This window comes from Niallia sp. WK069_GA_01 (assembly GCF_983173855.1).
This window is the reverse complement of sequence record NZ_OZ470138.1, coordinates 4047889-4060828: the sequence shown is the minus strand read 5'-3', so window position 1 is coordinate 4060828 and position 12940 is coordinate 4047889. Positions and strand designations below refer to the sequence as shown.

The window sequence follows — 12940 nt, the reverse complement described above, 5'->3', positions numbered from 1 at the left end:
AAATAGCCTTCAATTAAAATCACATACTTGGATTATAAATATAGAAAATTTAAAGCTAGAAGAATGAGAGTTCAAAAACAACTTCCATATTTTTTTTACTCTAAATGATTGAAATGTAGGAAGAAGCTGGGACAAAAGTATTCCAGCCGAAGATAAACCCGAACCATGATACGAAGATGTAAAAAATATTTCGTATCATGGTTTCGGTTTTTTATTGATGTAAAAAAGAAGGTTTGTGGTAATCACCCGCAGCCTGCATACACTTCGCTTTCCGTGAGGATCGGCTTTAGCCGCTTCGGCCCTTGGCCTGCAGGGTTTTAGAATAAGTTCTTGCCTTCGAATTTCATGACAAGGTATGATTGCTAAACACTAGTAGCGTTGATTTTTTATTTTATTAATCAACGTTGTTCTCCCACAATGTGCACTTTTAGTCTATTTCTATAAGATGGATGTTTTCACCAGTTCAACGAGCAACTATTGAATCAAAACGGCTTGATTGGAGTGTAAGGTGCGAGACTCCTGTGGGATTAGCGGGTTAGATGAGACCCCGCAGGCGCTTGCGCCGAGGAGGCTCATCGCACGCCCCACGGAAAGCGAGCATCCTGAAACGAGAATCTTGCCCCTGTTTATAAGGAATAATGTTTGCAAGATTAATCAATCATCCTTTTCTCATTGCTCTAAACCAAATTATAGCAATACATGAAGAAGAATTTATAACTGCAAAGTTTGAGTTAACTAGATTAAAAAACATAAAAACCAGTATAGAGAAGTAACCATTTACGTACTAAATTAGAGAATGTTCGTCATTACCTAGTATCTATTTAGTTATGCCTCAACCTCGGATTTTTAATAAAAATGCTAGATTATTCTTCCTAACTAATTATAAAAGCTGTAATAAGAATCCTGAAATAATTAGAACAATCGCTCCAACGAGTCGATTTCCCATTTGAGCAAATGCAATAAGTCCCATCCGATTTGCGGCGGATAAAACAGCAACATTTCCTGTTCCTCCCATACTATTATTACATAAACCAGCAGTAATAATAGATTCAACTGGGAAAAGACCTAATAATTTACCAGTTATTCCTGATGTGATTGAAATCGCTAAAATACTTGTTAAACACAAGACGATGAATTGCCATGTCAATGATTGTACTAAAACGTTTAAATCTAACATCGCAATCCCTATACCTGCTAAAACCGCTGTAGTCAAGTTCTTGACAATTAATTGGTTAAACATAATCGCGCACTCTTCATAATAATGTGGAATAATATTAGTGAGTTTACAAATCATGACCACAATTATCATAAAAGCATAAGAATGGATTTGTGGAATAAAATAATTTCCTATAACTCCTAACATAAAAAATGAAAGGGATACAAGTAAGCCAATACCCATTTTTATAATATCTAATTTGACTTCTTTGGATTTTGTTTCGCCAAGATCCATTTCCATCAATGTACCACGGCCATTATATTTAGGGAAAGATTCTCCTGATCTAGCAACTAGAGCAGCACCAATAATCGCTAATACATTTGCAAATGTAGACGCTGGAATTAGACGAGAGATAATATCTGCTGAAGATTGTCCTAATCCATGTGCATATATTTCTGACAATGGAACAACACCAGCACCAATCCCTCCAGCCATTGCAGGTAATGAAACATATAAAACGGAATCTTTAAAGCCGTTACCAATCAACGTACCTACAACACCAACTGCAAGGAAAGAACACACCATTGATATAAGGGCTACTGGAAGAAAACGAATGGAAGCTTTCATTAGCAGCTTACGGTTCATTCCTAGTATACTTCCTGTAATCAGTGCAGCAATATAAAAATCAAGGAAACCCATACTGGAGACAAAGTTTTTGGTTGTTGTAACAGCTTCTTTAGGTAGAATCCCATAAGTGGCAATAGCGGCGGAAGCAAAAATACAGAAAACTGCTCCTCCACCTAAATAGGTTTTAATAATCGGTAATTTATTTCCAATTAAATGAAATATATTACCTAAAAATACTAATACCGCAAGTGCTCCTAACATGTTATTTGGCAGTTTCCCTAACATAATTGTAATAATTAGAATGGCAATCATGATTAAATATACTGGTAGACTGATTCCAGTAATTTTTGTTGCCCAAAATCCACTTTTCTCGTTATTCATTTGAATTGAATTAGATTGTGACATCGTAATTAGTCCTTTCTTTTTTGCTAACTAAACGGTTACCAGCTTAAACCAAGTGGGTTTAGACACAAATGTCGATAATTAAAGTCATTTTGCACCTATTGCTTGTTGCAAGGCTTGGTGGACAGGATAACAATAAATGTATATAATCTTTTGCTAACAATTCCTTGCAAGGTGGCAATTCCTCTTGCCACGCATACTTTTTTGATTCTCGTGTCTTTATAGCAGAGAGTGTTCCATGTGATACCTTATCTTTATACATTTGCACTCCTGCTATATAAAATTTAATACCACATACAGCATCGCTATTTTTGATAATAAGGATAGAGTAAATTAGGATAATACCTATACCGTCTCATGACGGTATAGGTAGATCACAAGCCTTTCCGTTTTAAGATTAATTTATTGTTAATCTTCTTTAAGGTCTAATGATCGATATTCAGGAAGCCATTTTGCATCAGCGACTGCTTTTTTAATTTCTGAAATTGGCTCACGGTTTAAATTTTGATCTAAGATGCTTTGACCAACGATTTCTGCAATTTTTTGAGAGAAATCAGTAATTTTTGAAACTGGTGGTAATACTGCAGCACCTGGCTGTGTTGTATCTACAATTCCTCCAAGTGCACGGCTTGCTTGAGATAAGACTTCACTATTCACTCGTGTAGCTGTTGAAGCAATTAAACCTAAGCCCAAACCAGGATACATTAAGGCATTGTTTGCTTGACCGATTTGGTAAGTAATTCCTTCGTATTCAACATCTGCAGCTGGAATGCCTGTTCCTACCAACGCTTTACCATCTGTCCATTTAATTAGATCTTCAGCAGTAGCCTCCGCCAATTTTGTAGGATTTGACAATGGAAAAATCACTGGTCGTTCAGTATGACTAGCCATCTCTTTCACAATTGCTTCTGTAAAAGCGCCTGGTTGTGTTGAAGTACCAATCATAATTGTTGGATGAACTTCTTTCACAATTGCTTCTAAGTTTGTTAGCTCAGCTGCATTAGCGAATTCATTGCGTTTACGAACAAATGATTTTTGACCAGATGTTAAACCTTCCGTATCTTCGAATAATAAGCCTTGTTTATCCACTAAGTAGAAACGTTTGCGTGCTTCTTCTTCTGATAATCCTTGACGAACCATTTCATCAAATAAGATATTTGCAATACCAACACCAGCGGTACCAGCACCATATGTTAATATTTTTTGATCTTTTAATTCTTCGTTTGAAATATTCAATGCACCAAATACACCAGCTAAAACAACAATACCTGTACCTTGGATATCATCATTAAACGTTGTTAATTTATCTTCATATTTTTCTAAAATTGTTGCAGCATTTCCACGACCAAAGTCTTCCCAATGAAGTAATAATTCAGGGAATAACTCTTCAGAGGCTTTGACAAATTTATCGATAAAGTCATAATAAGGTTCACCTGTGACACGTTCGTGACGATTTCCTAAGTATAAAGGGTTATCCAATAGTTCTTGGTTGTTAGTACCAGCATCAATTGAAACTGGTAAAACTTGAGATGGATTGATACCAGCAGCAGCTGTGTAAACCATTAATTTACCAATTGCTATATCAACGCCATTTACGCCCCAGTCTCCCATCCCTAAAATACCTTCAGCATCAGTCACGACGATCAAGCGAATGTCACGACCTGCTGCTGCATTTTTGAGGCTTGCTTTAATATTTTCTGGATCATCGATTGATAAAAAAGCTGCATCTTGAGGTTTTACAAAAATTTCATTGTACTGTTCAATAGAGTCTGCAACGACTGGATCATATACAATTGGCATAAATTCAACCAAATGTTCACCCATTAATTTATAAAAGAGTGTACGGTTTGTATTAAATAAATTCATTAGAAAAATACGTTTTTCTAAATCAGATGGTTTGCTTTGGTATTGACTATACGCTTGAGTTATTTGTTGCTCTAATGTTTGTACTTGTGAAGGCAACATGCCAACAATACCGTATTTTTCTCTTTCCTCTTTCGTAAATGCTGTACCTTTGTTTAAAAATGGGTTGTTTAAAATTGTTATTCCTTGCATAAATAATGCCTCCTTCTGTTGATTACGAGTGTTAGTTTATCTAAGCTCATTTGTTATAGTCAAAATAAAGAGTTATAATAAATTTTATTTATATGACACTAGGAGGTACTATGCATTTAAAAGACTTACAATACTTTCAACAGTTAGTGAAAGAAGGTAATTTTACTAAAGCTGCTAAGACTTTTCACGTTAGTCAGCCAACCATTACATATGCCATCAAGCGGCTGGAAGAAGAGCTTGATACGAAATTGATCATACGCAATCAAGCCCATCATTCTCTCACGATTACAGAAGCTGGCAGAATTTTATCTGCACATGCAAAAAATATTATAGAGGAACTTGATGTTGCTCAAACGGAAATCCACCGTTTGAAAGATGAGAAATTCGAATGTGGATTACCACCTATCATTGGCAACTATTATTTTCCGAAAATTTCTGTTGATTTGATAGAAAAAGGTTTAATGCAAAACATTCATATCGTAAATGGGGGCTCTCAGGATCTTTTTAGACTATTGAAAAAGGGGAAACTTGACATGGCTATGCTAGGTTCAACGCAGCCTATCCGTGATGAGCTGTTGAATAGTGAATTATTAGTAGAAAAAAATTTTAAAATAGTTGTAAGTCCTAATCATAGGTTAGCCAAAAGAAAAAGTATCTCTTTTTCTGAACTGAAAAACGAAGCATTTGTATTATTTAATGAGCACTATATCCACCCAAATATATTTAAAAAAATTGCTCAACAAGCACAATTCACTCCAAATGTCATTTATCAGAATAGTGACTTAAATATTCTTAAGGGAATGATCAGAGAACAAGTAGGTATTAGTTTTTTGGCTGAAATTGCCATAAGTAAAAACGATGATTTGGTTGCTCTGCCTATTGATGACCAACCACAACCATCATTTATGATTTCGCTTGTTAAAACAAAGAAACCAACTCAATCTCCTCAACAGAAGCATATTATTGAGTTAATACGTCAGTATGCTTATTGATTCAGCAGTGGTCTAAAAGAGAGGGAATTTGAATGATGACTTACTCAGCAGATTTCTTCAAGTTTATAATGGACCCATAAATCTAGACACGAAAGAAGGAGATGTTAAAGTAGGTTTATGACAAGAAGAAATCGGTATACACCAGAGTTTAAATCTCAAATCGTGCTAGAAATATTTAAGGAAGAGAAGTCGTTAAGCGAACTTGCTTCCCAACATGGGATCCATGTGAACCAATTGCGGCAATGGAAAAAGGCAGCGGTAGAACAAATGCCACAGTTGTTTACGAAAGAGAACAAAAAACAGGATCTACTCCTTTCCGATTATGAAGACCAGATTCAAAACCTATACGCCGAAGTCGGCAAACTTACCACGCAGCTGTCGTGGCTTAAAAAAAAATCTGGCATTAAAGACTAGAAAAGAAAGGCTCGATCTGTTAGATTGGGAGGATTCCGAACTGCCTATCAAAACCCAGGCTGAGCTATTAAATCTTAATAGAACCAGTCTGTATTATAAGCCTGTGGAACCTTCCTCAGAGGATCTTATTATCAAACATCGCATCGATGAACTTTATACGAAATACCCATTCTTTGGTTCCCGTCGCATGAAGGAACATTTAGAAGCAGATGGACTGCTCATCAATCGAAAAGCTGTACAGCGCCATATGAGAGAGATGGGCCTTGAAGGGATTCATCCAGGTCCAAATCTCAGTAAACGAAATATGCAACACAGGATCTATCCATATTTGCTTAGAGGGCTTCAGATTGTCCATCCTAATCATGCCTGGGGCATTGATATAACATACATTCGATTAGAACGTGGCTGGATGTATTTAGTGGCCTTAATTGATTGGTACTCTCGTTATATAGTAAGTTGGGAATTGGACCAAACGCTTGAGATTGATTTCGTACTAGAGGCTGTGAAACATGGATTTTCCCAAGCTCACCCACAGATTTTGAATAGTGATCAAGGAAGTCATTTTACCAGTCCTCAATATACAGATCTAGTAAAGTCAAATAGTATTAAAATTAGTATGGATGGAAAGGGCCGGGCCCTTGATAATATTATAACCGAACGCTTCTGGCGCTCCATCAAATACGAAGAAGTTTATCTGAATGAATACTCAAGCCCCCGTGAAGCAAGAACGGGCATAAAGCAGTACATTGAATTTTATAACCATACAAGACTTCATCAGTCACTAGGCTATCAGACACCATCCTCCGTCTACTTTAGCTCTTAATGGCTTACCTCCACTTTCTATGTTCAGGAGAATCTTTGCCCCTTTGGCATGTTCTCCTCAAGAAACTCCCCCCGTATGATTCCATGTTTCATGAGCACCCCGACGCTCACATTGACACATAATTAAAGATTAGTGCACCTTAACTTTTAAAAATCCGTGTCTTGACAATGGGGTCCACCTTAGTTTGTTATTTGGAAGTTTAATAGAATTAAGTTTTTCTTCTTAGTAAGACAAGCATTTTAAGAATTAGGTAACTTTTTTATTTTTTTAGGATTAAGAAACAATTAGTTCTATTTATGCACATTTTATTGGATTTTAATATAGTAAATAGTATTTTTGATTATTAACGATAGTTATACCTTTCTTGGTGGATAAAAAAGCGTGATAAACCAGCGGTGCCTTATTGTTAGAACCGCAACTATGACCGTTATTTTTTTATGGAAGAAATTAATAAATGCATATACGTATTGCCACTTTTTATCAATCCGAACATATTGGTTAAGGAAGACGGCTGCAATTCCTATTTCAAATAATATTTTTTCTTAGGTTTTTCATTTTGATATCATTGCACCACTTTTTTATTCTGGAGTAAAGGTTTGGCGTGCTTTTATTCACCTAATGAAAATGCAATCGCTAGTTTATTGCTCGTTATACGACCAAATTCTACAAAATCTAAACCTCCCAAAATAAATTATTCTACATAACTAATTGATGAATAAAATCAAGCCAAACAGTGATATATGCATGTTTTTTAAGTTCCTCTTATTGTACAGTTTGTTGAGCATTAGGCCTCATTATAGTAGAATATAGCAGTTGTCATAATCATGGGCATAATGTATAAGAAAATAGATGGATTAATCAAGGAGGACAATAATGTGTCTTTAAGAGAATATATAGGACAAGAAGTAATGGCGACCGTTGTTAGAGAAGCACCGTTTGGCTATTTTTTACAAGTGGAAGCTGGTGAAGAAGATATTCTGCTTCATTTTAGTGAGACAGATCAAGAGTTGGAAATAGGCGATGATGTTCGTGTGTTTGTTTATACAGATTCACAAGCAAGAGCATGTTCTAGCACATTTATTCCATCGATAGCAGTTGGGAAATATGATTGGGTGAAAGTAACAGATATCAAATCAGGAATTGGCTGCTTTTTCGATATTGGCTTAAAAAAAGATATGCTGCTTGGAGAAGATGACCTTCCCGTACATGATGAAGTATGGCCAGAGGTTGGTGATATGCTGTATATTACCTTAAAGGTAAACCGAAATAATTACTTATATGTAAAGGTAGCAACTGATCCAGTGATAGAAAGCATTTCAACAGAAGCAGGAAAAAAAGATTACAATAAAAATATCCACGGCTATATTTATCGTACAGCCAAGGTTGGAAGCTGGATTTACACAGCAGAAGGATTTAAAGGGTTTATTCATGAAACAGAACGAGGAAGAGAACCAAGACTTGGCGAAAAAGTAAATGGAAGAATTATTGATGTCAAGGAAGATGGTACAGTGAATGTTTCTTTATTGCCTAGAAAAGAAGAAGCATTAGATGTGGACGCTGAGAAGATTCTTGCTTATTTAGAACTAAGAAAAGGCGCAATTCCTTATGGTGATAAAAGTATGCCAGAAGATATTCAAGAGCGTTTTGGAATAAGCAAAGGTTCCTTTAAGCGGGCACTAGGCAAATTAATGAAAGAAAAGAAAGTCTATCAAGAAGAAGGCTGGACTTATTTGAAAAAAGATTGATTTTAATGATTAGAAAAAGTGGCATCAAAAAGTTGGAAATAAACTTTTGATGCCACTTTTTCTATAACGTCCTTTAAATTAAATAAGGCTACTGTATACGAAAGTGACGAAAAGTAAAAAACTGCACTCCTTATTTTCACAGAGGGAGTACAGTTGGGTAATCGATTATAGCACAAACTTATAAATGATCTGTTTGTTTGCTGTATTGATGTTTACCTTTTTTGCGATTTTTTTCTCTCATCATATTCTTTTCATGACGTAATGCATTGTTGTCTTTTGCTTTTTTATCATTATCAGAAGTATGTGGCATGAAAATGCTCCTTTCTTAAGTTCAGTTTATTCTTGAAAAAGAAACGGAACAATAATAGAGGTTGTTCAAAAAGTCGGTTTATCCTCCTTTTTGAATACGCACTAATAGTATGATTCAAAAGCAAAAAGAATATGTACCAGGTTATCGACAAATACTCAATCTGAAAATACTGTTGTCGTTATTCTTCTACCTGATTTAAAAAGAAAAGAGCAATTGTACCTGCACCGGTGTGAGAACCGACAGAAGCACCAATGGCTGAAATATAAATATCATTAGGCTGAAACTTTTCTTGTATCATATTTTTTAACTCAATTGCCGTTTCTTCATCATCAGCATGACTGATTGCAATCGTTTGACTGGAAAGGTTCATGCCTCTTTCTTCCATTAATTCCAGCATTCGTCGAAATAATTTTTTCTTTCCACGGATTTTCTCTAAAGGAACAAGTTTTCCATCTTCTACATGAAGAAGCGGTTTGATTTGCAATAAACCTCCGATAAAGGCAGAAGCTTTTGAAACACGTCCTCCTTGAGCTAAATAGTCCAAATCCTCTACAGTAAATAAGTGTTCCATATGATTGCAATACGCTTGAAGAGTTGGCGTTATTTCGGTGATTTCTTTGCCAATTTTCCGCAGTTTAACAGCTTCTTGAACGACTAAACCACATCCTAATGAGGCACATTTACTATCTAAAATAGTTAAATCTAAATCTGGATACTCCTCTTTCACTTGTTCATAGATCATAACAGCTGTTTGGTATGTACCGGATAATTGAGAGGAAAAAGCGATATATATTCCCTTTTCCTTCTTTTCTGCCATTGAAGTGAAGGCTTCCTTAAATGCATTTGGTGAAACTTGTGATGTTTTTGGGATTTGCCCATTGCGAATAGCATCATAAACAGTTGCCGGTGCAATTGTTCTTAAATCTTCATATTCTTCCTCATTAAGAAAAACTTTTAATGGAAAAAGGGTTACATCATTTTCTTGATAAAAGCTTAAAGGCAAATCACAAGCACTGTCAGCCATGATTTTATAAGTCATTTTTATTCATCTTCTTTCCTCATTTTTTTATTGTGGAGACGAAGAACAAATCCTTCCATAAATTTTTTTAAAAAAATGAATTCGTATAATAAAATTTATGGTATATTGATTGCTGGTATATGTGCTTAAGCTGTGTTTCGAATGGTGAAAAACAGGCGAATACATACAAGTAGTGTATATTTTTTTTTGTAAAAAAACAATGAATAGGAAATAGTAATATAGCAAAAATTACTATAATTGGAGGATAAAAAATGTATTGGTTGCCATTCAAAAAATTAAGTATTGTTATTATTGGAGCGTTGTTGAATGCAATTGCTATGAATTGTTTTTTAATTCCTGCTGATGTATATGCTAGTGGTTTTGCCGGGGTTGCTCAATTAATCGCCAGTGTTTCTCCATTGTCAACAGGGATCTTGCTTTTTCTATTAAATCTGCCAGTTGCTATATTAGGATGGATAAAGGTAGGAAAATCATTCACTTTTTATAGTTTTTTAAGTGTTGCATTTATGTCCTTATTTCTTGAACTCATACCAGTGAATGCATATGCAGATGATATATTATTAAATGCTGTTTTTGGCGGCGTCATTGCAGCAGTAGGTGTTGGCTTTACATTAAAAGTAGGTGCTTCAACTGGTGGGATGGATATTGTAGCGATGATACTTTCCCGGATGCAGGATAAACCTGTTGGCACGTACTTTTTTACATTAAACAGCATTATTATTTTAACTGCAGGCTATCTGTATGGATGGGAGAAGGCTCTATATACTTTAGTGACGCTTTATGCAGCAACAAGGGTGATAGATGCGATTCATACACGGCATCAAAAATTGACAGTAATGATTGTTACCAAAAAATCAGATGAATTAAAAGTAGCTATCTATGAGAAACTAGTCAGGGGTATTACCATGATCCCAGCAAAAGGAGCTTTCTCCAATGAGGAAAGGGATATGATGATGATTGTCATTACCCGTTATGAATTGTTTGATTTAGAAAGAGTGATTAAAGAAGTAGATCCTCAAGCATTTACGAATATTGTACAAACAACAGCGATTTTTGGTTTTTTCAGAAAAGAATAAAGGTGGGTTTTTGGTGAAGCGAATCTTTATTATCTTAACTGTTCTTTTTATCTGTTTTGTTTTTATAGAAGAGGTACAGGCAAAAAGAAATGCAAACTTACTATTTACGATTCATGCCATAACTAGAACGGATGAAGTGGAGTTGCAATTAAAGTTAAGCAACCTGGGGAATCAGCCCAAAAAATTACACTTTTCCTCTTCCCAAAAATATGAAATTTCCATTAAATCTGAAATGGGAGAAGAAGTGTATAGATATTCGCTTAATAAAGCTTTTCTACAGGCGATTCAGGATATGACGCTAAAACCGAATGAATCGTATAGATGGAAAGAAAAATGGGATTATAAAAATAATGGAAAAAGAGTGGAAGCAGGCGATTATACAGTAGAGGCTGTACTCGCTTCAACACAGTTGGATAATCCACAAGAGAAAATAAAGACAGTTGCTACCATTACTGTTCCAGAGAAAAATACTATGTATAAAAACATCAAAGTGGATGGAAATCATGGCCATTACACCATCACAGGCATAGCTAAAACTCCAAATAAACTGCTCTATACAGTGGAGGATGGTCATAATGAACTTCTTTCCAATCAAGTTGTTGAAAAACAAGCAGATGGAAGGTTTACCATTCAGCTTAAGATTCCAGAGAAGAGTCTTCCAAAAAATGGAACGCTTATTTTATATTTAATTGAGGAAGCAGAAAATTATACCGATCCATTTCCTGTAGAATTAGAGTTTTTTTCCTGATTCATGTAGCAAAAAAAACAGCTCCACTTACAGAAATGACTGCAGTGAAGCTGTTTTTTTTAATGAATTTCTAACTGTTCAAGTTCTTTCTGCAGCTCTGCTAATTGTTGCTGTTCAGCACTTGTTGTATTGGCGTATGCTGAACTAATTGCATTTTTGGCTTTTGCCAATAAATCATTAACATCTTGGCCTTGAGCGGCTTTTATAGATTCAACAGCTTCTCTAGCTTCTTGAAATAATCTGTTTCCCATTTATATTCCTCCATGAGTAGATTCCTTCACATTTGCCATTTTATAGCTTTCTGCTTCTGCATAGGTCATGTGAAAAGGGATACGTTCAGCATGCTTAGTTACGGAGTCCACACCCTGTTGTACAAAGCGTTTTGATTTGTTACGTTTTCCCATAGGTAATCCCTCCAAATATAAAGTGGCTTAAAACAGCACTTACAGTATTAACTGTATACATCACTGCTTCTCTTATAGTATGGAACAAGAGAGGCAGAATTAATGAAGGTAAAGTTAACCACTTCCGTTAGATGGCTTTTAAATTCAAAGCTTCATTTAGATAAACAGCTATGCCATCCTCTTCATTGCTTAATGTAATTTCGCTAGCAAGAGACTTTAGTTCTTGTATGCCATTTCCCATTGCAATTCCTTTTCCAGCATACTCAATCATTTCAAAGTCATTATCTTCGTCACCAAATGCAATAATATTTTGTTGGGGAATCTGATAAAACTCAGAAACTTTTTTCAATCCAACAGCTTTATTTAAACCCGCTTTTACAATCTCGATTACATGAAAAGGATCGGCCCAGCGGCGGTGGTCAATTAAGTCAGCATGCACATCTGATAAATGATTCCGGATGTTTTTTACATGTTCTTCTTCTGTATGAATTAATAAACAAGTCGGAGCAGCTTCTAAATAATTAAGAAGATTACCTGTTGTTGTTTTCGGATTTCCTAATGAAAAAATGTCAAGCAGCTTTTCATCATGATAATGAAAATATACATCATCAATAACTTCTGCGACAATATTATGATAAGAAAAATCGCTGCATGCTTCCACAATATTTTTTGCCGTTTTCATATCCAAAGGTGAATGGTAAAAACCCCAGTTTCTGTCTTTAGGATGATGAATAAACGCACCATTAAAGTTAACGATAGGAGTATCTAAAGTTAATTCATGATAAATAGCTTCACTTGCACGGTAAGGTCTCCCTGTTGCAATCATCACAATATGTCCGGATTCCCGTGCCTTTTGAATAACCTTTTTTGTTAAGGGAGAAATAGTTTTATCATTTTTTAATAATGTTCCATCAAGATCGAGTGCTATTAGATGTTTGTCCGTCATAGTTTCTCCTTCTAGTATGTTTAAAATGGTAAAACAGATTGTCCAGCACCAGCGTCTATCCCCTGTGAGCATTGCCTCTTGTCATTACAAGTTGAAAAACCCTTTTTGAACCTAGAGAAAATTTTTCTTTGGGAATGAAGAGACGCTTCCGCTTTTTCTATAAAGTGTTATATTTAGAAAAACAAATCACTTCATGATAAACT

General features: G+C 35.3%; 12 protein-coding genes and 1 pseudogene. 5 read left to right on the top strand and 8 right to left on the bottom strand.

All coding sequences use genetic code 11. The features are described 5' to 3' along the window. Positions 1-880: 880 nt before the first annotated feature. The 3 genes and pseudogenes from AC5LWL_RS18910 to AC5LWL_RS18900 form a co-directional block, all read right to left on the bottom strand. Entirely contained in the window at positions 881-2188 is a 1308-nt protein-coding gene (locus AC5LWL_RS18910) for a 2-hydroxycarboxylate transporter family protein (RefSeq protein WP_493435757.1), read from the bottom strand. 58 nt (positions 2189-2246) lie between these two features. After that, a complete protein-coding gene (locus tag AC5LWL_RS18905; RefSeq protein ID WP_493435756.1) occupies positions 2247-2447 on the bottom strand; it encodes a hypothetical protein in 201 nt (66 codons plus the stop codon). 146 nt (positions 2448-2593) lie between these two features. Beyond that, positions 2594-4255 (bottom strand): annotated as a pseudogene (locus tag AC5LWL_RS18900) (malolactic enzyme); the annotation flags it as partial. Between the two features lie 95 nt (positions 4256-4350). Here AC5LWL_RS18900 and AC5LWL_RS18895 point away from each other — a divergent pair. From AC5LWL_RS18895 to AC5LWL_RS18885, 3 genes are all read left to right on the top strand, one after another. Then, on the top strand, positions 4351-5232 hold the full coding sequence (locus tag AC5LWL_RS18895; protein ID WP_493435755.1) for a LysR family transcriptional regulator: 882 nt from the start codon (positions 4351-4353) through the stop codon (positions 5230-5232). A 117-nt stretch (positions 5233-5349) separates the two neighbouring features. After that, positions 5350-6469 (top strand): IS3 family transposase gene (locus tag AC5LWL_RS18890; protein WP_493435754.1). Its coding sequence is split into 2 segments (ribosomal slippage): positions 5350-5621 and positions 5620-6469, totalling 1122 coding nucleotides; the frame shifts between segments, so codons are not numbered across the junction. A gap of 875 nt (positions 6470-7344) precedes the next feature. Beyond that, positions 7345-8214, top strand: coding sequence for a CvfB family protein (locus AC5LWL_RS18885; protein ID WP_493435753.1), 870 nt, complete (start codon positions 7345-7347; stop codon positions 8212-8214). 178 nt (positions 8215-8392) lie between these two features. On the opposite strand, the gene AC5LWL_RS18880 is transcribed toward AC5LWL_RS18885, so the two are convergent. Both AC5LWL_RS18880 and AC5LWL_RS18875 read right to left on the bottom strand, forming a co-directional pair. Continuing rightward, positions 8393-8524 (bottom strand): DUF3941 domain-containing protein, encoded by a 132-nt coding sequence (locus tag AC5LWL_RS18880; protein WP_493435752.1) that lies wholly within the window; start codon positions 8522-8524, stop codon positions 8393-8395. 178 nt (positions 8525-8702) lie between these two features. Further along, positions 8703-9563: a DegV family protein gene (locus tag AC5LWL_RS18875; protein WP_493435751.1), complete on the bottom strand. Its 861-nt coding sequence runs from the start codon at positions 9561-9563 to the stop codon at positions 8703-8705. Between the two features lie 251 nt (positions 9564-9814). Here AC5LWL_RS18875 and AC5LWL_RS18870 point away from each other — a divergent pair, with 251 nt between their 5' ends. Further along, positions 9815-10639 (top strand): YitT family protein, encoded by an 825-nt coding sequence (locus tag AC5LWL_RS18870; RefSeq protein ID WP_493435750.1) that lies wholly within the window; start codon positions 9815-9817, stop codon positions 10637-10639. 13 nt (positions 10640-10652) lie between these two features. Beyond that, positions 10653-11387: a BsuPI-related putative proteinase inhibitor gene (locus AC5LWL_RS18865; RefSeq protein WP_493435749.1), complete on the top strand. Its 735-nt coding sequence runs from the start codon at positions 10653-10655 to the stop codon at positions 11385-11387. Positions 11388-11446: 59 nt separating this feature from the next. Here the strand turns inward: AC5LWL_RS18865 and AC5LWL_RS18860 are convergent, their stop codons facing one another. The 3 genes from AC5LWL_RS18860 to AC5LWL_RS18850 form a co-directional block, all read right to left on the bottom strand. Further along, entirely contained in the window at positions 11447-11638 is a 192-nt protein-coding gene (locus AC5LWL_RS18860; protein WP_493435748.1) for a DUF3813 domain-containing protein, read from the bottom strand. Further along, positions 11639-11791 carry a hypothetical protein gene (locus AC5LWL_RS18855; protein ID WP_445486649.1) on the bottom strand — a complete coding sequence of 51 codons (153 nt, stop codon included), beginning with the start codon at positions 11789-11791 and terminating at the stop codon, positions 11639-11641. Between the two features lie 127 nt (positions 11792-11918). After that, positions 11919-12737, bottom strand: coding sequence for a Cof-type HAD-IIB family hydrolase (locus AC5LWL_RS18850; RefSeq protein WP_493435747.1), 819 nt, complete (start codon positions 12735-12737; stop codon positions 11919-11921). Positions 12738-12940: the final 203 nt, after the last annotated feature.